Annotated in this window: 17 protein-coding genes; 11 read left to right on the top strand and 6 right to left on the bottom strand. The window is 44.0% G+C overall.

The window, feature by feature from the left end:
• Positions 1-486: 486 nt before the first annotated feature.
• Positions 487-1,860 (top strand): DASH family cryptochrome, encoded by a 1,374-nt coding sequence (locus HL061_RS02550; protein WP_093069918.1) that lies wholly within the window; start codon positions 487-489, stop codon positions 1,858-1,860.
• 207 nt (positions 1,861-2,067) lie between these two features.
• On the opposite strand, the gene HL061_RS02545 is transcribed toward HL061_RS02550, so the two are convergent.
• Positions 2,068-2,814, bottom strand: a complete 747-nt coding sequence (locus HL061_RS02545; RefSeq protein WP_093069920.1) for a hypothetical protein — start codon at positions 2,812-2,814, stop codon at positions 2,068-2,070.
• Between the two features lie 88 nt (positions 2,815-2,902).
• Positions 2,903-3,649, bottom strand: coding sequence for a hypothetical protein (locus tag HL061_RS02540; protein ID WP_093069923.1), 747 nt, complete (start codon positions 3,647-3,649; stop codon positions 2,903-2,905).
• A 465-nt stretch (positions 3,650-4,114) separates the two neighbouring features.
• Between HL061_RS02540 and HL061_RS02535 the strand changes: the two genes are divergently transcribed.
• The 8 genes from HL061_RS02535 to mmsB all read left to right on the top strand — a co-directional run bounded on the left by HL061_RS02535 (position 4,115) and on the right by mmsB (position 15,891).
• Complete coding sequence (locus HL061_RS02535) at positions 4,115-5,269, top strand: MFS transporter (protein WP_257785224.1); 1,155 nt, start codon at positions 4,115-4,117, stop codon at positions 5,267-5,269.
• Positions 5,270-5,576: 307 nt separating this feature from the next.
• Positions 5,577-7,247 carry a fatty acid--CoA ligase gene (locus tag HL061_RS02530; RefSeq protein WP_223334170.1) on the top strand — a complete coding sequence of 557 codons (1,671 nt, stop codon included), beginning with the start codon at positions 5,577-5,579 and terminating at the stop codon, positions 7,245-7,247.
• A gap of 314 nt (positions 7,248-7,561) precedes the next feature.
• A complete protein-coding gene (locus tag HL061_RS02525; RefSeq protein WP_252962475.1) occupies positions 7,562-9,583 on the top strand; it encodes a propionate--CoA ligase in 2,022 nt (673 codons plus the stop codon).
• 317 nt (positions 9,584-9,900) lie between these two features.
• Complete coding sequence (locus HL061_RS02520) at positions 9,901-11,385, top strand: CoA-acylating methylmalonate-semialdehyde dehydrogenase (protein ID WP_252962474.1); 1,485 nt, start codon at positions 9,901-9,903, stop codon at positions 11,383-11,385.
• Positions 11,386-11,571: 186 nt separating this feature from the next.
• The gene (locus tag HL061_RS02515; RefSeq protein ID WP_252962473.1) at positions 11,572-12,732 is read left to right on the top strand and encodes an acyl-CoA dehydrogenase family protein; all 1,161 of its coding nucleotides are present in this window, start codon (positions 11,572-11,574) and stop codon (positions 12,730-12,732) included.
• Between the two features lie 32 nt (positions 12,733-12,764).
• The gene (locus HL061_RS02510) at positions 12,765-13,547 is read left to right on the top strand and encodes an enoyl-CoA hydratase (protein ID WP_240366369.1); all 783 of its coding nucleotides are present in this window, start codon (positions 12,765-12,767) and stop codon (positions 13,545-13,547) included.
• Between the two features lie 71 nt (positions 13,548-13,618).
• Positions 13,619-14,878: an enoyl-CoA hydratase/isomerase family protein gene (locus HL061_RS02505; protein ID WP_240366370.1), complete on the top strand. Its 1,260-nt coding sequence runs from the start codon at positions 13,619-13,621 to the stop codon at positions 14,876-14,878.
• 71 nt (positions 14,879-14,949) lie between these two features.
• Positions 14,950-15,891, top strand: a complete 942-nt coding sequence (gene mmsB / locus HL061_RS02500; RefSeq protein ID WP_071001711.1) for a 3-hydroxyisobutyrate dehydrogenase — start codon at positions 14,950-14,952, stop codon at positions 15,889-15,891.
• 161 nt (positions 15,892-16,052) lie between these two features.
• Here the strand turns inward: mmsB and HL061_RS02495 are convergent, their stop codons facing one another.
• A complete protein-coding gene (locus tag HL061_RS02495) occupies positions 16,053-16,811 on the bottom strand; it encodes an IclR family transcriptional regulator (RefSeq protein WP_093069935.1) in 759 nt (252 codons plus the stop codon).
• 599 nt (positions 16,812-17,410) lie between these two features.
• Here HL061_RS02495 and HL061_RS02490 point away from each other — a divergent pair.
• Positions 17,411-18,298, top strand: a complete 888-nt coding sequence (locus tag HL061_RS02490; protein WP_240366371.1) for a hypothetical protein — start codon at positions 17,411-17,413, stop codon at positions 18,296-18,298.
• Between the two features lie 121 nt (positions 18,299-18,419).
• Here HL061_RS02490 and HL061_RS02485 read toward each other — a convergent pair whose 3' ends face one another.
• The 3 genes from HL061_RS02485 to HL061_RS02475 form a co-directional block, all read right to left on the bottom strand.
• Entirely contained in the window at positions 18,420-19,223 is an 804-nt protein-coding gene (locus HL061_RS02485) for a 4'-phosphopantetheinyl transferase superfamily protein (protein WP_252962472.1), read from the bottom strand.
• A 329-nt stretch (positions 19,224-19,552) separates the two neighbouring features.
• Entirely contained in the window at positions 19,553-20,071 is a 519-nt protein-coding gene (gene pal, locus HL061_RS02480; RefSeq protein WP_093069940.1) for a peptidoglycan-associated lipoprotein Pal, read from the bottom strand.
• Between the two features lie 281 nt (positions 20,072-20,352).
• Positions 20,353-20,988 carry a DUF6231 family protein gene (locus tag HL061_RS02475; RefSeq protein ID WP_093069943.1) on the bottom strand — a complete coding sequence of 212 codons (636 nt, stop codon included), beginning with the start codon at positions 20,986-20,988 and terminating at the stop codon, positions 20,353-20,355.
• Between the two features lie 408 nt (positions 20,989-21,396).
• On the opposite strand from HL061_RS02475, the gene pepN reads away from it, so the two are divergent.
• Complete coding sequence (gene pepN, locus HL061_RS02470; protein ID WP_252962480.1) at positions 21,397-23,997, top strand: aminopeptidase N; 2,601 nt, start codon at positions 21,397-21,399, stop codon at positions 23,995-23,997.
• Positions 23,998-24,224 lie beyond the last annotated feature (227 nt).

Below are 24,224 nucleotides of genomic sequence, written 5' to 3'. Positions count from 1 at the left end.
TAGGCCATTTAAGCAGTCCGGAGCATGAGAGTCAATGGCGATAAGTAGATTTTAGCTTGGATAATTACTACCTTGCTAGTAGGTTATTAATGCCATGAGTCAATACCAAACTTGTCGTAAGCAAGATATGCTATTTTATAATAAAGCCCAATAAAAAAAGAGTATTGAGATTAGGGCGTGTTGAACATTCGCAAATAGGCACTGCTGATCGCTAAAATTGTTCCAGATAAGGCACAAAGCGACGATAATGCAGATGCCTTAGCGAGATTTGTAACGCAGTATGGGGCAATTTTAGCATCAGCCCCAACGATAAAAGCAGGGGACAGGACTCTTTTTTGCCGCTTCATCGTTAAAAATAAGCGCTTAGAATGACTAAACTTATTATTTTTAACATCGAATCGCCTAAAAAATAGTCGCTGTCAGTGCCATGGTCGAATGTTCGACACGCTCTAATTAAAAGCTATCGAACAATAAGAGGTTTATGCCATGTTCCATCAGCTATCTGGTAAAAATGTATTGATTCTCTTTCATAATGACCTGCGAGTGATGGACAATGCCACGTTATCGAAAGCCGCCAAGCTCTCGCGTGATGGGCGATTATTACTGGTTTATGCCTCATCCTTGATGGATATATTGGACAATCAAAACTCTCAGGCTGCTTATCATTATGACACGATGGGCGTCGCCCGCCAGCAATTTTTGCAAGAGAGTTTGGCGGACTTAAATACATCATTAGAGCTGCTTGGCAATAAGTTGCTACATCTACACAAAACCCCAACGTCACCGAATACCTTCATGCAGTTGAATGAACTCATTGAGGCGCAGCAGGTGACAGATATCTGTGTGAGTCAAACGGCCGATTATTATCAGAACCAAATATATGTACGACTACAGAATAAACATCCGCAGATACGTTGGCATATTGAGACAACGGCTACTTTGTTTGATGAGTTACCGCTAGATGATTTGCCCAAAAGCTTTACGCAGTTCCGCAAAAAAATTGAAGCAGATTATGATTTATTGCATGCAGCACAAGACATCGCTATTTGCGCGACGCCAGAGCGATTGGCCCCAATACCTGAGAGTCTGGTGGATAGGTGCGAGTACGAGTACTTCTTTAAAGCAGGCGAAGATAATGCGCAGGCAATCTCCCAACAAAAACAGCAATCTTCTAATTTCAAAGGTGGTGAGTCGAACGGGCTAAATCATTTAAAGAGTTATTTTAATTCCGACGCGCCAAGTACTTATAAAATCACACGAAACGCGCTTGATGAATGGACGCATTCCACAAAATTTTCTGCTTGGCTGGCGAATGGTTCGTTGTCTGTCAACACCATATTGAATCGACTGCGCCGTTATGAGCGTGATGTAATCGCAAATGACTCCACTTATTGGATATGGTTTGAGCTGCTTCGGCGTGAATATTTTTATTGGTACGCTGTCACCCATCAGCAAAAATTATTCTGGTTTAAAGGTATTGGTCAGCACACGCCATCAACCCAACTGGACCAGAAAAAATTAGAACAATGGAGAAATGGTGATACAGCATATCCTATTGTCAACGCCTGTATGCATCAACTGAAGGCAACAGGATATATGTCAAACCGTGGACGACAGTTAGTCGCCAGTTGCTTTATCCATGAGCTAGGTCTTGATTGGCGTTATGGTGCCACTTATTTTGAGCAGCATCTTATCGATTATGATGTCGCCAGTAACTGGGGGAATTGGCAATATCTGGCGGGCGTGGGGGCGGATCCAAGAGGATGTCGGCAGTTCAATCTTGATAAACAAACCCAGCAATATGATCCAAACGGTAAGTTTATCCATCAGTGGCAAGGGGTATTAAAACAAGACAGCTAATCATAAGCGACCACTATCTTGGTTGTCTCTTTAGTCGTGGCAGCGCTTCAATGACACATCATGCTCTTTTGCATTAAACATAGCGATACTAGAGTATACAGATAGCGACCGCCAGACTACTCTCATGCGACTTAATAAGCATGCGGTAAAAAGGGGCTATCTCTTAGCCCCTTTTTTATCATTACGCGATATCAATATAAGAAGAGATTAGGCTTTGATAAGTTTGGGTCGAGCTTTATCAATGGCTTTTATCAGTGCCTTCTCAAACTCACCGTCTTTGAACCTAACAAGATAAGAGTGTGCGGCACAAAAATTGCGAACGTCGCGCCACTCATGTGCTAGGTTGGTTGCCCAGTCGCAATATTGTGCGCCTGCATTTGGCTCGTCTTTGAGTGCTTTTTTGGTGGTAGGGTGCAATATCAGCTCAGGCAATACCGCTTCTAGTAGCTTGATGGGCGGACTCATAAACGTATCATCGACATGCAAGCTTTGGCTGGCAGGATGATAGGCCAACAAGGAGCCTGCATGAATCATCTCATTAGGCGATATATAGTAAATGCCCTCTGACATTGAAAATTTAAGCTCAGGGTAGCGCTCAGCGACTGCATCACTCTCTACCAAATCGTCAGCCCAGCGCACTTCTGGTATCTTTTTATGATGGCGACTACTGCCGTAAAACGTGGCTTGAGGGAAGTCTTTTGCCATTTGCGCACAATATACAGTATGGAATGGATGAACGTTTAGCACCGCTTCGACATCTTGACCATTATTGGTGAGCGCCATGACTTCGTCTCGAACGTCACCTGTTAAGGCGTAGCTGTCCAAAAAGACAAAGCGTCCTGAGGATAGCTTGACCAGTGAGCACTGGGTACCAATGTTTATCACACCGCCGATACGGAATGACCCGCGTATGTTCCAAAATCCTGCCCCTAAATCATGAATTTCATCTGACATTTATCGTTTTCCTTATGTAATATATTGAATCAACAAGTGATTGTTTTTCTTGTCGAAATTTTTATGTTTTACATTTTTTTTAGAGTCGTTATTTTGCCTCAAGCTCGCTACGCGCGTTATTAATAGCAGATAATAACGCTGCTTCAAATTGGCCTTCTTCAAATACGACTAATCCTGAATGTGCACCGCAAAAATGATGTACGCTGCGCCATTCGTGTGCAAGATCTATCGCCCAATCACAATAGGCTTTGCCAGCGTCGGGCTCATCTTTTAGTGCTTGTTTGGTGGTGGGGTGTAAACCTAGGTTTGGCTGTACGGCATCAAACAGCTTAGAAGGTGGTATCTCAAACGTATCATCGACATATATACTTTGGCTAGCAGGATGATAGACCAATAATGAGCTTGCATGGACTGACTCATCAGGGGCGATGTAGTAGATGCCCTGAGGTAGGGAGAACTTCAGCTCAGGATAACGCTCAGCGACCGCATCACTTTCGACCAAATCCTCTGCCCAATTGACTTCTGGTACTTGTTTTGGGTGTCGACTACTACCGTAAAACGTGGCTTGCGGAAAGTCTTTGGCCATTTGCGCACAATGTATCGTATGAAATGGATGAACATTTAAGACGGCTTCGACATCTTGACCATCATTGGTCAATGCCATCACTTGCTGACGAACCTCGTCTTTTAAAGTATAGCTGTCCAAAAAAATAAATCGGCCTGATGATAGCTTTATAAGCGCACATTGGACGCCGATATCCATAATGCCGTTTTTTATAAATGACCCTCGAATACTCCAAAATCCTGCACCTAAATCGTAAATCTCATCATTCATTGACATGACTCCTTAATCATTTAGTTGTTCAATTATTTTGCTTATTGATAGGTAGCACCCTATGATTATTGATTTTTGAGCGCGTAAAGTCTGTAATAGAAAAGATATAAGCAATGTAGATGTGTAAAAATAAAAAGTTGTTAGGTAAATGTCATCATTGAGGGTATAGATCCAATTCTTTATTCTAAATGGAGAGTCTAACCAAGCGCCAATAACACATTTAAACCTGAGTATATCGGTTGGTGTGCTAACATGCTTTTCTGGTCATTATGATAAATAGATATCCTGTATGGCTGTGCACCTCCTTCATAGTTTCACATTATATTCTTTCATTATCCAAGCCAATGACGCCTCCTTGTCATAGCATAATCAATTATAGTAAGCGCCCTTGTGAATAATTCTAAAGATAAAAATCAAAATTTTGCACCAAAGACAGTAGCCTCATCCAGTCACTCTACGTCGTGGATATTAAAGCTCACGATTGGCCTGATTGGTATGTTTGCTTTTTTACAGGTGTACTCTATCCAAGCCGTGCTGCCAGTCATGATGGTGGACTTTTCTGCGACGGAAGTGCAAGCGGGCATGATCGTTGGCGCTACTGTATTGGCCATTGCCATCATGTCACCATTTTTGGGTATGCTCTCAGATGCCGTCGGGCGCAAATCCTTTATCGTCGGTGCTTTGTTATTTTTGGCCATACCAACAGCGCTGATTGCCCAAAGCTCGAGTATTGAATGGGTCGGTATTTGGCGTTTTATGCAAGGACTGTCTGTACCCGGTATTACGGTGGTGACTATTGCTTATATCGGTGAGGAGTTTGAGGGCCGAGCAATGACTGATCTGATGTCCTTTTATGTGTCAGGAAGCGTGCTTGGCGGCTTTATGGGCCGGTTTTTGATGGGGCATTTGCATGAGCTGATTGGCTGGCGTGACGGTTACTATGTGATGACAGCGATGACGCTGCTGGGAGCGATATGGGTTGGCAATATGCTACCATCGTCTCGTCACTTTGAGGCCAATCCTAATTTTCGCTCAGCGATACAGACGTTAGGTGAGCATGTCACCAATCGTTATGTGGTGACCGCTTGTCTGCTTGGCGCTTGTGTGCTGTTCTCCCTTGTAGGCTGCTTCACTTTTATCAACTTACATTTGGCGGATAAGCCTTATGAGCTTGGTACAGGTGCGCTCGCCAATATTTTTGCCGTGTATTTGCTTGGTGTGATTATTACGCCACTATCAACGACCTTGCTGCGCCGGTTTGGCTCAGCACGTACGGTTCGGGTAGCCATTATTATCTCCATGATTGGAGTTCTGTTGACCTTGGTGACCCCACTATGGGGGGTAATCATAGGACTTGCTGTTATGTCATCTGGTGTGTTTATTACGCAGTCAGCGACCATCAGCTATATTGCTGTTAATGTCAAAAAAGGTCGATCATTGGCATCAGGCTTATATTACATGGGCTATTACACAGGCGGTACACTTGGAGCGTGGCTGGGTGGTATAGCCTATGCGCGAGGGCAGTGGTCTCTTACCGTATGGTTGTTATTGTTTGTGCAGGTACTGGCGTTATTGATAGCCAGTTTTGGGATGATTAAAACGACAAGACGCGCCACTTAACGGTATATCAGGTATTATCTATGTTTGGTTACCCGTCTTATGATACGTAATGTAAGGTCGCTTTACATGGTGATGGTTTTTTCTTACTATCAAAGAGGTATTCAATCTTATTGCGGTCAGTGAAGCTTGTTGCTTTTACTGCGCCAAAACCGATTGGTATTCAGCAGGACGCTATCAACAGTAATAATGACTCTATATTATAAAAATAGTGTGGTTATAGCGGTTCATTCTGTATTAGTATGTCTTATTGCTACTTATTTATTACTATCTATAACTTATAAGCGCGACAAACAAGGAAGTTAGGTCTATGTCAAATATGTACCATGGTGCCCCCTCTGCCTATGATTATCCACTACTGGTTAAGCAACTCTTAAACCGTGCAAAAACAGTGTCACAAGACCAAGAGATTGTCTATGCGGACAAAAAGCGACTCACTTACAAGGACTTGTTTGAGCGTATCAATCGCTTGGCAAACGTACTTGCTGACCTGAACCTTGATGCAGGCGACATCGTTGCCGTTATGGACTGGGACAGCAATCGCTATCTTGAGTCTTATTTTGCGGTACCGATGTCAGAGTACATTCTACAAACTGTCAATATCCGTCTATCACCAGAAAAAGTCCTCTACACCATCAACCATGCCAAGCCTAAAGTGCTGATGCTAAACTCTGAGTTTGCGCCATTGGTCAAAGACTATCAATTTGAAAATTCTAGTATCGAGCACATTATTTGGCTAGACGACAATGGTGTGACCGCTGAAGGGGTTTTTGGCAGTAATCAAAGCCGCGTGACAGGCGAGTATGAAGCATTGCTAGAAGCTGCTGATAGTCGTTTTGACTTTCCAGACTTTGATGAAAATACCATCGCGACGACCTTTTATACCTCAGGTACGACAGGGAATCCCAAAGGCGTTTTCTTTAGTCACCGTCAGTTGGTACTGCACAGTCTAGCGGAAGCGGCAACCTTAGGTATGTTGCCGAACAAGCAAGGTGTCAGCTACGGCGATGTCTATATGCCGATGACGCCGATGTTCCACGTACACGCATGGGGTTTCCCATTTACAGCAACGATGGTGGGTCTAAAGCAAGTCTATCCAGGACGTTATGCACCTGATAGCTTGCTGGATTTGATCCTCAATGAAAAGGTGAGTATCACACATTGTGTGCCAACGATTTTGCAGATGGTGCTCAAAGAGGCGCAAGATCGCGATGCCAGCTTTAATGGGCTAAAAATGATCATTGGTGGTTCAAGATTGACCGAAGGGCTAGCAAAAACAGCAATGGCTCAAGGCATCGAAGTTTACACCGGCTACGGTATGTCAGAGACAGCACCGCTTATCAGTCTGACTGAATTTAGTCTCAATGAGCCTGAAATGACGGAAGATGAAGACATCGCCCGTCGCTGTATGACAGGTAAGCCAGTGCTTATGGTCGATGCACAAGTATGGGGTGAGGGCAACAAACCAGTAGGTAAGGGTCAAGAGAATACGGGTGAGCTGGTGCTACGGGCACCTTGGTTGACCCAAAGCTATTTCAAAAATGACGACGCTGGTAAGGAGCTGTGGGAGAGTGGCTATATGCACACTCAAGACATCGCTTACATACGTCCTGATGGTTATATTAAAATCACTGATCGCCTAAAAGATGTGATCAAATCAGGGGGCGAGTGGATCTCATCGCTTGAGATTGAGACGATTTTATCACTGCATCCATCCGTAGCGGATGTCTCAGTGATTGGCGTTCGGGATAAGCAATGGGGCGAGCGTCCGTTGGCTTTGGTGGTACTAAAACCAAATGCTCAAGAAACCAGTGCTGACGATATTAAAGCCATTGCAGAAAAAGCGGTAGAGCGCGGTATCATTCCTAAATATGGCGTGCCAAGTCAATTTAAATTCGTTGATGAACTGCCAAAAACCTCTGTTGGCAAGCATGACAAAAAAGTCATGCGTGAGATGTATGCCAATCAAACTCAAGTATAATATTATCTATCGATTGAATGTCAAAACGCTTGTGCTCATCAAAATGTAATGCGTGTTGCACGCTTAACAGTTGACCTTTGTGATGGGCTCTGCTACATTTTAAACCGATACATACCGTATCGGTTTTTTAATTCTGGCAAGGATGACCAGTATTTATCAGGACATTTTTTACCGCAGTCACAACAGTGTAGCGTTGATAAAGCCAATCGCGTACAAAGATCATATCACGCGATACAAGTGCAATAACAACTTACCAATGCGCCGATTATAAAAAATTCTTATCCCATTTCTCGTTTATGCTAAGGACAGCTACTATGAGCGACCACGCCCAACACCCAGTCTCTACTCTAGCGGCAGACGTGCCCACGTTCGCGGATATTTATCATGATTCCATTATGGCTCGAGAGAATTTTTGGGCTGAGCAAGCAAAGCGTATCTACTGGCATAAAGAGCCTGAGCAGATTCTCGATGACAGCAATCTGCCTTTTGCGAAATGGTTTGTTGGCGGTGAAACCAATCTTTGCTATAACTGTGTCGATCGTCACCTGCCAGACCGTGCAGAGCAAGATGCCTTTGTGTGGGTGTCATCAGAGATCAATCAAGAGTTAATAGAAACCTTTCCAGCGGTCGTTGATTCGTTTAAAGATCTGGGCAATAACGTTGAGTTTTATACAGATTATGCCAAGCGCCGCCTGACTTATAATGATTTATACAAAGAAGTGAATTACTTCGCAGACGTGCTACAGCGTCATGGTATTGGCAAAGGCGACCGTGTCATTATCTATATGCCAATGATTCTAGAAGCAGCATATGCCATGCTGGCTTGTGCTCGCATTGGTGCTATACACTCAGTCGTATTTGGCGGATTTGCCGCGCATAACTTGGCGATCCGCATGGATGATGCTGAGGCAAAAATGGTCATTACAGTGGATGCAAGTCTGCGTGATGGTAAGGTTATTAACTATAAAAATCTCGTCAATCAAGGCGTTGAACAAGCAGCAACCAAGCCTGAGCATGTATTAGTTGTCAATCGTGGTATTTTACCGTTTGAGCCGAGAGGTGTTGACGTCGATTATGCGACTGAGCGACGTCACAGCTGCGAGGCCCATGCAGTTGTGGCACCAGTTTGGCTTGAATCCAACACACCGTCCTATCTGCTTTATACCTCTGGTACGACTGGCACACCAAAAGGGGTGCAACGTGATACTGGTGGTTATGCAGTCGCGCTGACGACATCGATGGATTATGTCTATGATGGTAAGGCAGGCGAGACATTCTGGGCGATATCAGATATTGGGTGGGCGGTTGGGCATTCGTATACGATTTATGCGCCACTGCTAGCGGGTATGACCAGTGTTATGTACGAAGGCTTACCACACTTACCGAACCCAGGTATCTGGTGGCGTATCGTTGAAGCTAATAAAGTTAATATTCTATTTACGGCGCCTACAGGCGTACGTATGCTCAAAAAGCAAGATGAAAGCTGGATGACGCGCTACGATGTGTCTAGTGTCAAGTCGTTCTTTTTGGCAGGTGAGCCGCTTGATGAGTCAACGGCTAATTGGTTATCTCAGCATTTAGGCGTACCGATTCTAGATCACTATTGGCAGACAGAGTCTGGCTGGCCGATCTTGAGCCATACACCAAAATTCAATCATAAACCGCACAAACAAGGATCGCCCGGCTATCCTATGTATGGCTATGAAGCGAAAGTCCTCAATGAGGAAACAGGTGAACCTTGCAGGGCGGGTGAAAAAGGGTTGCTTGCGATTAAAGCGCCACTACCACCTGGCTGTCTCACCACGGTATGGCGTAACGATGAGCGCTTTGTCAGCAGCTACTTTGGTCTGTTTGATGGCCAGCAGTATTCTACCTCAGACTATGCAGTGACAGATGAAGACGGTTACTTTTACATCTTGGGGCGTACCGATGACGTGATAAACGTCGCAGGCCATCGAATAGGCACGCAAGAGATAGAAGAAGCAATCAGTACCCATCCAAAGATGGCAGAATGCGCTGTGGTAGGCATCCAAGATGAGCTAAAAGGCGAGCTACCAATTGCGTTCTGTGTCCTAAAAGATCAATCGCAAGTCGAAACCACCGAAAACCGCTTCCGCATTGAGCAGCAAGTCATAGGTGCTGTGGTCAAATCCTTAGGCGGTATTGCAAGGCCGGCGGCCATTTATTTCCCGCAGGCATTGCCAAAGACGCGCTCTGGCAAAATCCTACGCCGATCTATTCGGGCGTTAGCAGAGGACAGGCCTACCGGCGACATGTCGACGCTTGATAATCCAGCCGCTATTGATGCGATTAAGCAATCGATGAAGGATTATTAGTTGGTATAGGCTAGCAAATATGTTGGTTCCGCCTAAAAACTAGGTTGATCTTATTAGAAGCTCATGAGCAATCATGGGCTTTTTGTTTCTACTATTTGGATAAATCGCCTTTAACAAAACAAACTTAGCGAAAATTTTGATAAAGCGCTTGACCGTAAAATTGATTTATTGTTATAGTCAATAACGATACAAAATAAATCATTTTAAAATTTTATTTTCTATAAATATTTTGCAAATAACTATTTATAGCGCTTAACTTTTAATGAATACTCAGATACCGTCACACGGTAGTCTCGCAAAAAAGATAAGGATATCTTATGCACCACGTTCAGCAGCTCATCAATGGTCAGTTCGTACAATCAAATACCGACGAATGGATTGATATCACCGATCCAGCAACTCAAGAAGTCATCGCAAAAGTCCCTCAAACCACCAATGATGAGATTAATCAAGCGGTTGCCGCCGCACAGACAGCGTTTGAAACCTGGCGCAAAACGCCAATCACCACACGTGCGCGTATCTTTTTGACCTATCAAGCACTTATTCGCGAGCATATGGATGAGTTGGCAGAAATCTTGACCGCAGAGCAAGGCAAAACGATTGCTGATGCGCGCGGTGATGTGTTCCGCGGCCTAGAAGTGGTAGAGCATGCCGCTGGTATCGCCAATTTGCAAATCGGCGACTTTGTAGAAAACGTCGCATCAGGCGTTGATACTTATAGTATTTGGCAACCACTCGGTGTTTGTGCTGGCATTACGCCGTTTAACTTCCCCGCGATGATTCCGCTATGGATGTTCCCAATGGCGATTGCTACAGGTAATACATTCATCCTAAAACCGTCTGAACAAGATCCGATGGTGACTATGCGCTTAGTTGAGCTAGCGATTGAAGCGGGAGTACCAGAAGGTGTGCTGAACGTAGTGCACGGTGGCAAAGCTACCGTTGATGCTATCTGTGATCATCCAGATATCAAAGCGGTTTCTTTTGTGGGTTCTACCAACGTTGGTAAACATGTCTATGAGCGTGCCAGCCAATCAGGTAAGCGCGCCCAATGCATGATGGGTGCAAAAAACCACGGTGTTATCTTGCCTGATGCCAATAAAGAGCAAACGCTCAATCAGCTAGCGGGCGCGGCGTTCGGTGCCGCTGGTCAACGCTGTATGGCATTGTCAGTGGTCGTGCTAGTGGGCGCAGCTGGTGAATGGATTGACGAGATTAAAGCCAAAGCAGAAAGTTTAGTTGTCTCAGCAGGTAAAAATGATAAAGATTTAGGACCATTGATTTCTCCTGCTGCAAAAGCCCGTGTCGAGCATCTCATCGGTACAGGGGTAGAAGAGGGCGCAAGCTTGATACTTGACGGGCGCGGAATTACTGTTGAAGGGTTTGAGAACGGTAACTTTGTTGGGCCGACTATCTTTGATAATGTCACAAGCGACATGCAAATCTATAAAGAAGAGATCTTTGGCCCTGTGCTGTGTATTATGCGCGCTGATAGCTTGGACGAAGCGATTGCACTGCTCAATGCCAATCCACATGGCAATGGTACCGCGATATTTACCCAGTCAGGAGCAGCAGCCCACAAATTCCAACAAGATATCCAAGTCGGTCAAATCGGTATTAATTTGCCAATTCCTGTGCCACTTCCAATGTTCTCATTCTCAGGTTCACGTGGCAGTAAACTTGGCGACCTAGGTCCTTATGGCAAGCAAGCCGTACAGTTCTATACTCAGACGAAGACAGTGACGGCACGTTGGTTCGATGATGAAGCGAGCCGCGGTGTTAACACGACGATTTCGATTTGATCGTCGGATTACTGTATTTTCGGTATAACGTTAATACGACTTGCGGTACTATTGAACGCAATTTTATTATCGTTATGCCGTTATCATATAGCGCTAATGTCCTATAAAATCTCTGACCAGCGTTTTTATTGACGTTTATCTGAGATTTAAGCCCTCTATTTAATCTATAAGAACAAGGATGACCCTATGGATTTTTCATTGACCGATGACCAAGTTGCTTTTCGTCAAACAGCCCGTCAGTTTGCGCAAAAAGAGCTTAAACCGAATGCTGCTGAATGGGATCGCACCTCGCATTTCCCAGTGGACATCATCAAAAAATCGGGTGAGCTTGGTTTTTTGGGACTATACACCAATCCAGAATATGATGGCTTGGGCCTGCCAAGGCTCGACTCAGCAATGGTATTCGAAGAGCTGGCATGGGGTGATACGTCCGTGGCGGCTTATATGAGCATTCATAATATGGCCGCCTGGATGATCGGCGAATATGGTAGCGAACCCTTATGCAAAAAATACTTGCCCAATATGGTCAGCGGTGAGTGGCTTGGCAGCTATTGCTTAACAGAGCCAAATGCAGGCTCTGATGCGGCCTCACTCCGTACCAAAGCGGATAAACAAGGCGACCATTACGTACTGAACGGCGAAAAAACCTTTATCTCTGGTGCAGGCTCGACCGATGTATTGGTGGTGATGGCGCGTACTGGTGGTGCTGGGCCAAAAGGTGTATCAGCGTTTGTTGTAGATGCCAATAGTGCTGGTATCGAATATGGCAAAAACGAGCATAAGATGGGCTGGAAAGCACAGCCGACACGAACGATTAGCTTTAAAGATGTCAAAGTCCCAGCAGAAAACCTAATAGGTGAAGAAGGTCAAGGTTTTCGTATCGCGATGAAAGGTCTAGACGGTGGTCGTATCAATATCGGTATTTGCGCCGTGGGTACGGCGCAGGCTGCATTAGAGACGGCAACCAGTTACGTACAAGAGCGCAGCCAGTTTGGCAGTCCAATTGCTAGCTTACAGTCGGTACAGTTTAAACTTGCTGATATGTTGACTCAGACCATCGCTGCACGGCAAATGCTGTATCTTGCAGCAAGTAAAGTCGATAACAATGATGGGCAAGCGTCTACCTACTGCGCAATGGCAAAGCGTCTCTCCACCGACCTTTGTTTCGATGTTGCCAATGAAGCTCTGCAATTGCACGGTGGCTATGGGTATTTAAACGAGTATCCGCTTGAGCGCCATGTACGAGACTTACGTGTGCATCAAATTTTAGAAGGCACCAATGAGATCATGCGCGTGATTATTTCACGTCAAGTCTTGCAAGATGAAGGGCTAAGCCAACTTCGCTAATTTATCTCGATCTACTGAAACAAGGATGTTTTATGACAGATTATACCAATCTACAGCTATCAATTGATGGTCATACCGCAACATTGACGTTGAGCAATCCACCGGCGCATACGTGGACGATGGACAGTTTGCATGCGCTTAAGCAGCTCATCACAGATCTTAATGCCAAGGACGATGTTTACGCATTAATCGTGCATGGAGATGGAGAAAAGTTCTTCTCGGCTGGTGCAGATTTGAATAACTTTTTGGATGGGGACAAAGGACGCGCTATCAGTATGGCGATTGCATTTGGTGAGGCGTTCGAAGCCCTGTCTGCCTATCGCGGTGTCAGTATCGCCGTCATCAACGGCTATGCGATGGGCGGTGGACTGGAGTGTGCGCTCGCGTGTGATATTCGTATTGCAGAAGCGCACGCCCAGATGGCACTGCCAGAGACAGGTGTGGGATTACTGCCCTGTGCAGGCGGTACGCAAAACCTACCTTGGCTAGTGGGTGAAGGTTGGGCCAAGCGCATGATACTGTGCGGTGAGCGCGTTGATGCAGATACCGCACTGCGTATCGGTCTGGTTGAAGAGGTCACTACAAAAGGTGAGGGACTACAAGCCGCTCAAGATTTGGCAAATAAAGTCGCTAAGCAATCACCCGTCGCCGTCAGTTATTCCAAAGCGCTGATTCAAGCGGCTAGAGACACGCCACCTGCGCAAAATTTGATCCATGAGCGTGAAGCTTTCGTTAAGCTATTTGACACAATGGATCAGCGTGAAGGGGTGCAAGCCTTTTTAGAAAAGCGTCAACCCAATTGGCAAAACAAATAAGCATTGCTTAAAATGCTTGGGTCATAACACTCATGACATTATTTAACTTTTTAACTTTGTAGGTCACTTTTATGACAGCAGCTACCGACGATACCCAAAACTCTTTGAACAATACCGAGCAAGAGGCATCTGTATTGTTCAATACTGAACCAACAGATTGCGGGCACCTAATTGGGGTAATGACACTCAATACACCAAAATCGCTTAATGCGCTCAGTGTTGATATGTGTCAACTGCTAGCAGCGCAGTTAGAGGAGTGGCAAGCGGATGACCAAGTAGTGGCGATTGTGTTAAAAGGCGCTGGGGATAAAGCGTTCTGTGCAGGCGGTGATATTCGTAAGCTTTATGACAGTATGTCTACTAGTGCGCCGATACCAAACCCTTATGCCACTGAGTTTTTCAGCCACGAGTATCGCCTCTATCGTCAAATGCACTTTTACTCAAAACCATTAATACTTTGGGGTGATGGCATCATCATGGGCGGCGGTATGGGGCTAATGGCAGGATGCAGTCATCGTCTGGTCACTGAGCGCACGCGTTTTGCTATGCCTGAGATTACCATTGGACTGTTCCCTGATGCCTCAGGCAGTTGGTTTTTGCAGCGGATGCCTGCCAAAACAGGTTTGTTCTTAGGCTTGACTGGCGCGATGTGCAATGGCAATGACGCGCTGTTGGCCAACCTAGCAGAGTATGCTGTTGCAAGTCATGATTATGATGCTGTCATACAACGTCTTAAGCAGAGCGACTGGCAAACGCTCGATAGTGCCAGTAGTTCAAACAAGTTCCATCATAATAGTGCGCATAGTATCGTCAGCCGTGCACTTGCTGAGCTGCCAGTAGCCGAGTTGTCTGATAGTAAGCTCGCGACCTACTGGCAGCCTATCCAAAAATTGATGAACAGTGGCAGTTTGGCAGATATCGATGCATTGCTACAAAGTGATGAAGCGCTAGTACAGTTAAATAAAGATTTTTCAGAAGACAGTTGGACTCAGCGAGCAGTTGCAACCTATCGTCATGGTTGCCCAGTGACAGCAGCGTTAACCTACGCGCTGTATCACAAAGTCGCTGATTTATCGATAGAACAAGTTTTATATTTAGAAACCAACGTGGCGGTACATTGTGCAGCCAATCCTGATTTTAAAGAAGGTGTGCGTGCGTTATTGATTGATAAAGATAAAGATCCGCAGTGGTCGCGCTCGTTGGCAGACTGCGTAAGTGTAGAAGGCCAAGCGTATATCGATAAGCACTTTGCCAATCCTTATCCAAAAGGTGAGCACCCTCTAGAAGATTGGCTGGGTGAGGAAGCTTTGGGCAGTCAGTATGTGCGCTAATTATCTACTAACAAATATTGTCAAATAGTATGTAGCAATGGCTACATCATAAATCATCAAGGAGTGATGAGATGGGTACAAAAGATACAGTGATGATGGATAATAACTCTAAACCAAATATTGCCTTTATTGGGCTTGGTAATATGGGTGCGCCTATGGCAGAAAACTTATTAAAGGCAGGATATACACTTTCTGTCTTTGATTTGTCTGATGCAGCAACCCAGCGCCTAGAAAAAGCAGGTGCTCGCGTGGCACAGAGTCCTAAAGATGCGGCGAGCAATGCTCAAGTTGTCATTAGTATGCTGCCGGCGGGTCAGCATGTGCACTCTGTGTATCTGGGCGATAGTGGCGCTAATGGTCTGCTGGCAGAATTACCAAAAGGCACGCTTGTGATTGATAGTAGTACAATAGCGGCTGCTGATGCTAGGACAGTGGCAGACGCTGCAAGCCATCTTGGCATCGACTTTTTGGATGCCCCCGTGTCTGGCGGGACAGGCGGGGCGATTGCTGGTAGCTTGACCTTTATTATTGGTGGTGATGACGACGCTTTTGCCAAAGCTGAGCCGATACTCGCTGTAATGGGGAAAAATATTTTTCATGCAGGCGAACATGGTGCAGGACAAGTTGCGAAGATTTGCAACAACATGCTGTTAGGTATCCTAATGGCAGGCACGGCAGAGGCGATTAATTTAGGGGTGAAGAACGGTCTAGATCCCAAAGTATTATCAGATATTATGCTACAAAGCTCAGGCCGTAACTGGACGTTAGAGGTCTATAACCCTTATCCGCAAGTTATGGAAAACGTTCCCTCTAGCAATGGCTACCAAGGTGGCTTTATGAGTAAGCTGATGCAAAAAGATCTCAATCTTGCTATGCAAACGGCAAAGGATACTCATGTAGACACGCCAATGGGTGCCAAGGCAACAGAGTTATATGCCACGCATACGCTTGAGAACGGTGATAAAGACTTCTCTAGTATTATGGGCCGTCATGATGCCTCGGTATTGTTTTAGAATTACCTTAGAAATAACGACTCATATACTCAATCACTCTTACTATCGTGAATAGTGAGGACTGATTAAAGAGGGCTTGTTAGATGAAAAAAGGTTCATGCTACATTTATAGCATGAACCTTTTTTTATTTGATCATAGTAATGAATGAGCAATGACTCTATTAGCTTTGTAAGTCATACACGAGAGCTTGAATATCTTGCGCTGCTTGCTGTAGTCGAGGTACATGAGTCAGTAATTCGTCGAGCGATACGCGTATCGTTGGTGCATGCAGGTACAATGAGGCCAGATAGCGCGACTTTTTATCTAATATAGGCACCGCCACCCCCACCATTTCAGAGATAAACTCCTCGTTATCAATACCAATGCCAGTGGTAGCGATACGGTCGAGCTCGGCATTCAAAGCATCAATATCGGTGATGGTGTTTTTGGTGAATTTGTCTAATGGTAAACCCTGCAATATTTTATTACGACTGGTGGTAGACAGTTGGCTCAAATACAATTTACCAGTTGCCGTACACCACATGGGCGACTTTGCACCTACTGGGAGGTATATCTGCAATGGTAAGGTCGTTTGTGCGCGGTTGGTATAAATCATATTCATATGATAAGGAACACCGATACCGCAAGTTTCTTTAAGCTCATCAACCAGTTTTTGCAAAATCATCTGGCGCTCATTAAATAATAAGCGCTGCTGCCAAAGCTCAACGCTCAGATTGCGAACCCGTTTACCAGGAACAATACCGCCACCGATATCAACGGTCAAAAAACCATCGTCGACCAAATTCTGAATTAAACGGTGTATGGTCGGTTTAGGAATATCCAACTCTTGCGATAGCTCAAGTGGAGAGAGAGGTTTAGAAGCATATGACACGGCTTCTATGATCTCTAACACACGGGTGATCGAGGATACTTTAGGCATATAAAAGGCTCAGTAGTAGTAAAAGGGGGTGAGGCTGACGAGACTATAATGTTTTCATAACGAAGATAAATAGTAATAAATCTGCATTCCCACAATAGATCTATTTCTATGTCTAATTTAGCACAATATCAAGCTGAGACAAGGCTTGGTGACACTATATAAGAACATTTGTACTGTTAGCTTCCATATTTACAATTTTTTCTAAGCGAAACAGTAGATACCTCAACTCACACATTGCAACATTCTGTAGTAATAAGCTATATAACTGCTGTTGAGTTGAGTGGCTTACTCAGACATTATGATGAAACATTTTGTAATACCCTCACATGAACATTAAGCGGATCAGTATTCATGTCTACCCTGATTAATTGCTTTGAGAGAGTTGTGTAACAGGAATTCAAAGTTTTGCAGGTTGGTGTAGCAATTATTACAGTAACTATGCAATCTTTACATAACGGCAAATAAAAAGCGCATCCATGGGGGTGACTTTTTGAGTCAAAATTGTTTTAATCTCTTCAACTCAACAAAATGGTGGTTTAAAAAAGAGCAAAATTATCATTTTTTACGGGCGAGTTACTTTACACTTTAGGAGAATAATTATGAAACTTATTAAACTTACAGCTATCTCTGCTGCTGTTCTAGCATCAACTGCTGCATTAGCCGCTGATCCGGTTATCGTTGTTGATAATAACGATGCGGTAGTATACAAAGCTGAACCAGTGGCTGTTGCCTACCAAGCAGAACCTGCTTATGCATATAACTCTGATGCTGGTATCGTACGCAACACTACTGGTGCTGTAGTTGGTGGTACTAAAACTTTCTTCCAAACAGCTGTTAACCCAGCATCTGTTAGTGCTGAAGTTGGTACTTTAGGTTATGGCGCTAACATCGGTTGGTCACTTAACGAGAAAACTGAACTACAAGCTGGTTGGGCAGGTGGCGATGTTGCCGACCTATTCGGCGGTGACTTCGATGCAAATGACATCAACTATGACGTAGATACAGATTTTAGCAACCCGTACTTAGGTGTACAGTTACGTCCTACTGGTAACTGGTTCACAATGGGCGCTGGTATCATCGTTCCTGATAACGATATTGATGTTCGTGCAAATGCTGAAGGTGAAGGTTACTACAGTATTGATGGCAACAAGTTCTATGCTGGTAATGCAACTCTTGACCAATCTTTAGCTGAAGATTTTGGCGGTGATAACGTTGGTAACCTAGAAGGTAGTATTGAGCACCGTAACAAGTTAGCCCCTTACTTAACTGTAGGCTTCCGTCCTAATATCACTAATAACTTTGGTTTATTTGGTGAACTAGGTGCAGCTTATATGGGCAAAGTAGATGCAAACGTTCGTTACACTGGTGAAGGCGGAAATGTAGTAGCGGCGCAAGATGCAGCGCGTCAAGCTGAAAAAGATCTAGAAGATAAAAGCTGGTTAGAGTGGATGCCAATTGTTAAAGTTGGTGCAACTTACCGCTTCTAAGCTAATCGCAGTTTAACGACTGTTATTAGAAGAGAATAAAAAAAACGACCCTTTCTAGGGTCGTTTTTTTATGTCTAGAAGAAAGCGAAGATAATAAATACGAGAGCATTGCCAGATATGATCAAAAAACGACGACTGTTTGATCTGCTTGCAATACTGCAATTTGGTGATTGGATTGATCGTTAGTATGACTGATAGTAATAAAGTCTTTATTCATATCATCAGTCAAGGCAGGAATGACATCAGAGTAATCTATACCTAAACCTTGTGCCAAAGTGTACTGATGGATCTTGATAAAGCTTTCTTTGATTTGCCATAGTAACTTTGCAATATAATCACGCTGATTTTTTGGTAATGTCTGTAAGATAGTAACTTCATTATCTGAGTAAAAACGCTTGACGATATGCCAAGCAACATCATTGCGCTCGATATCGATGCCAGCAGGGCGACGACGACTGATGACCGCTGCTATTTTGCTGTATGAAATAGCAGGGATATTTTGATGAGATTTTTTATTGAATTTGTCTTTGTTATGAGCGGCTGTATGGCTAAAACAGACGTAATACTTGCTTTTGCTAAGGCGATAGGGAAAGCTCGACTCATCTAAGGTATCGCTGATTTCTAGCTTGTTAAGTAGCGCTTGTAGTAACTGTCTTACACCTTGGCGCTGCTGTTGACGTTGCCTATGAGCAATACTACGTTTTGATATTGGTTTTTGTACTGCATGATAATGCCATTTGAAATGACGAAGCTCAGTAAAGACTATATGTGAAGATGGATATACTGATAACCAGTATGAGTCGTTCCACAAGTTGCTCATTCCTACAGGACTGGATAAATCACTTACTTGAGCAGTCACGCACCAAGTTTCATGGTCGAGTTGAGTAAGTTGGACGTTAGTGATATTTAGTACTGGTATTATCATGAGTGGTCATTAGTATTTTTAATTGAAAACAAAGTTTTTTTAGAAATGTAAATAATATACTTAAAATTAGGTATCTTACATTTGAGTTTGAAATATTTATATCTTACTTATAGTGAAACCATTATAAAAATGGTATAGCAAGATTAAACGCTATTTTTCGCAGCCTCTGGAGACGCAGTCACAGCAAGCAAGAAAAGTAGCGTTTAATCGAGCGCGTTTCCTATGCTGTATCAATTTTATTGAGGTTCTACTGTAGCTCAATAGAATATAAAAAGCCCAGTAATATAACATTACTGGGCTTTTTTAAAGCAAATGATTTTTAATGACGCTTAGTAAGACAGCTCAGCACGGCGGTTTTGTGCATAAGCATCTTCGGTGTTGCCAGCCGCTGCAGGACGTTCTTCACCATAGCTAATGACACGGATGTTGTTGGCGGCGACACCCTGAGCAGCAAGATAATTACGTGCTGCTTGGGCACGTCGCTCACCGAGTGCCATATTGTATTCACGGCTACCGCGCTCATCAGTATGACCTGCGATAACGACACCAGCTGCTGGGTTTGAGTTTAATAGGCTCACGTGTTGGTTAAGGACACTCGCCGCTTGCGCAGTGATTTCGCTGCTATCAAAAGCAAAGTAGACAACCGCTTGTAAGTTTTCAGCACCAGTAATGACAGCGGCTGAGTTATCAACGATGACGGCACCATTATAGCCAACTTGACCACCTGGAATACCTAGCGGCGCGACCACAACCTCTGAGGTAGCACGTTTAGTCGCACAACCTGTAGTGAGTGCAACGGCGCTTGATAGTACAGCTAAAACAGCGATCTTAGAAAAACTGATTGACATGACGAGCTCCTAAAATTTTAATTAAATTTATTTTTTAAACTGCTTACGATAAAACTCAGGCAATCTTTAGACATCATATACTAACTGTTAATTTATGTAAGTAGTTTTACTGTAAATAACGATAGATATGTAACGTATAGTCAATCCTAAATAAAACAGATACATTATATATCAAGGTGGAACTGGTCTAAATTTTCCTTGCGTGCTGTGCCTACGCAGACAGAGGCTGCGAAAAATTTATCCCAGTCCCACTGTATCGCTTTTATACTGAATTCACTATATCACCAGCGGTATTTGCCCCAGTTTTCAGGATTGGCCCAGTAATCAGCATTGAGCCAATTCGGTAGCTGTTTATAATCATATAAATTGAACTGCCAAAGCGCCGCTGATACAGTGGAAGACGTGATGGATTCAATATCACTAATATCTAAAGATGGCTCGCTTAAGATATCAAATGGCGTAAATCCATAAGGTTTCAAATCAATGGAACTATCAAGTGCAACCAGCAAGTGTGCTGCATAAAGATCACGATAACGCATGAGGGCAGGGATGTATTGATGTAACAGCTCTTGTGAGAGGGTGGGTAGCCAAAAGCAAGCAAGCTCGTATCGTTCAAGCACAGGCTGTTTAGCAAGCTCTGATAAAGTGGAGACGTGCCATGCTTCAGCTGATACGTTATTATCATCTTTAACATTCGTATCTTTAATATGTGTAGTTTTCTTGAGCTGTGTTTGCAGAGTTGATAATTCTGTTTTGTCGTGTGCTACCCATAACAGCTGAGTAGTGTCATCAGTCTGTCTAGTCATCGTTTGTGCTTGTTTATCAAGTGAGTTATCAAGCGAAGGCATGAGAGCATCAACATACTCTATCAGTAGAGGTAACGTGATCTTTGAGTATTTGGCAGTGTGTGTTGTCATATAATAAGCCGTTTATGAAAGGTGAGTTATTAGTGCGCCTATTAAATCATTTTCATCGGCATTATCCAATTGATAACGTGAGCCAATTGTTGATTTAATCATTCATATAGAGGCTAACCAACACACATGAATGTATACGAGGAAATGTATATGAAGGATAAACTCAGTTATCTCGATGCCCATACTTGAAATATAAGGATTTAGGTCAATCTACCTATAAGCAGGAAACCATATATAACATGCGCCCGTTGTGACTTTCATTGTGACTTTGAGCGCCATAAACGTTGCTATCAAGACGAAAGCTATAATGCGAATAGCAAAACAATAACACTCATAACATATCATCAATAATAATAGGAAATTACCATGTCTACTGCTGAAACCGATGCTCAGATCATCAACCCTGAAATGCCAGATGTACCCCCACATGCACCAAGTAAAATTAATCTAAAGGATTACCAAAAACCAAGTTTTGATGTGGAAACGGTCCATTTGGACATTAAGCTGTTTGAAGATTATGCTCAGGTAAATAGTACGCTTAAGATGGTACGCCAAACCATAGGGGATATTGTCTTATTTGGCGAATCGTTAGAGCTGCTGTCTATTATCATGAATGATAAAGCGTTAACATCTGAGCACTACCAGCAAGAAGATGGCAAGCTAACGATTTATGAAGCACCTGATGAGGTTACCTTAGACATTCAGGTACGTATCTGCCCGCAAACTAACACCGCGCTTGAAGGTCTATACATGGCAGGTAGTGGTGACGACACGATGTTTGTGACTCAGTGCGAACCAGAGGGTTTCCGTAAGATTACTTTTTATCCTGATCGCCCTGATGTACTCGCGATATTTACCACTCGACTGGAAGCCGATAAGCGCTATCCGACGTTATTGGCTAACGGTAATTTAGTTGAAGCAGGCGAGGTTGCTGATGCGCCAGAGCGTCATTATGCGATTTGGCAGGATCCAACCAACAAGCCCAGCTATTTATTTGCCTGTGTTATTGCTGATTTGGATGTATTGACAGACTCTTATACGACCAGCGAAGGTCGGGACGTATTACTTGAGGTTTACGCAAAATCTGCCGATATCGATAAATGCGATGTTGGTATGCAAGCCTTAAAAGACGCCATGAAGTGGGATGAGGTCAATTACGGCCGAGCCTATGATTTAGATCGCTATATGATTGTGGCAGTCAGTCAGTTCAATATGGGCGCAATGGAGAATAAGGGTCTTAATATCTTTAACACCGCTTGTGTGTTATCTAGCCCTGAGACCACTACTGATGCGCGCAGTTTTAGCGTAAAAGCCATTATTGCTCACGAATATTTTCACAACTGGACGGGCAACCGTATTACTTGCCGTGATTGGTTCCAATTGTGCTTAAAAGAAGGTTTTACCGTCTACCGTGACCAATCATTTTCAGCGGATCAGCAGTCAAGTGCGGTACAGCGTATTGATGATGTGGCGACCTTGCGTGCACATCAGTTTGCAGAGGATGCAGGCCCATTAGCACATCCTGTACGTCCAGAGAGCTTTGTTGAGATTAATAACTTTTATACGACGACCGTCTATGAGAAAGGCGCTGAAATCGTACGAATGATTGCGAACACATTAGGGCCGGATGATTTTCGCAAAGGAACAGACGAGTATTTCCGTCGTTACGATGGACAAGCGGTCACGGTAGAAGACTTTTTATCAGCCCTTAGCATCACTGATGACAAAATCGAGGACTTTATCGACTGGTATCGTCAGCCAGGTACGCCAGTGGTATCGGGCTCTCAAACTTATGATAGTGCAGCGCAGACATTAACGATTACCTTGAACCAGCAAACACGTCATGTGAAAGGCTTTGATGCACCAAAACCGTTGCCGATACCTGTAGCAACCGCACTGTTTGATAAAGATTCAGGCGCTATCGTCGCTGAGCGTATGTTATTGCTTGACGAGGCGACGCAAACGTTTGTGTTTGAAAATATTGCAAGTGAGCCTGTTGTGTCTTTACTGCGTGATTTTAGTGCGCCAGTACAGCTCAACTATGATTACCAAGATGCAGACTTAGCATTTTTGCTCAAGCATGAAACCAATGGGTTTAACCGCTGGCAAGTCACCCAAATGCTAGTCAACCGTATTTTACTGCAAAGCCAAGGTGCGAAGAGCAGTCCTGATGTGTATTTAGAAGCCTTGGCACAGACGTTGCCCGTTTTAGCAGCTGATGATGCGATGCTGGCTGCACGATTACTTGATATTCCATCAGCGCAAGAGCTGGCTTCTGCTATTCCTCAAGACTACGATCCGGTACTAGTGAAAGAGCAGCGCGATGGGCTATATCAGCAAGTAGCAGATAAATTAAAAGATCAATGGGCTACGTTGTACAATGATCTGCCAATGCAGTCTTATGAAGACAGTGCTCAAGCTCGAGGCATTCGTGCGCTGCGTAATGTGGTGCTTGATATGGCACTGACTGCTAACGTCGAAGGTGCAGCCGACTGGGCACAACAGCAATATGATCATGCTAGCTGTATGACAGAGCGTTTTGGTGCATTAAAAGCAATGGTCAATCATCAGCTGCCAAAAGCCAATGATTATTTGACCGATTTCTATAAGCGTTTCCAAGCAAACGATCTGGTGATTGATTTGTGGTTCAGTGTGCAAGCCGCCGCTGATGATGTGACACCTGATGTTATCAAGTCGTTAATTGCGCATACCGATTTTGATTGGAATACCCCTAATCGTGTCCGTTCAGTTATCGGTGCCTTTAGCTCGCAACCAACAGTACTATGGACAGCAGAGGGTCTGAAGATGTATACAGACGTGATCAAAAAACTCGATGATGCCAACCCTGTATTGGCGTCGCGACTGCTACAAGTGCTGGCACGTTGGAATACGTTGGCTGAACCACGTCGTCAAATGGCGCATGAGCAGCTAACAGACTTGCGCAAGAACGTTGCATCTAAGCATGTGCTTGAAAGCTTAGAGAGTGTATTAGGTGCTGCAAATAGCTGATTGATAATAGCTAGGAAATAATTTAGCTGTAGTATTAACTTTAAAATAAAGCCAACCTCAAACTAGAGTTGGCTTTATTTAATTGTGCGTATAGCATTAATTGTCATTAAGAATTAAGCTGCTCAAGAAAATGTTTTTCTTAAAATTCTCCCAATAAAAAGCCCCTTTCGTATCAGTACGAAAAGGGCTTTCTAGTTTTTGCTTGACGATATACTATCGTTAATGGC

This window comes from Psychrobacter sp. PSP (assembly GCF_024085615.1).
Lineage (GTDB): Bacteria > Pseudomonadota > Gammaproteobacteria > Pseudomonadales > Moraxellaceae > Psychrobacter > Psychrobacter pacificensis.
Note: the sequence above shows the minus strand (reverse complement) of the source record. Positions and strands in the feature narration are given on the sequence as shown.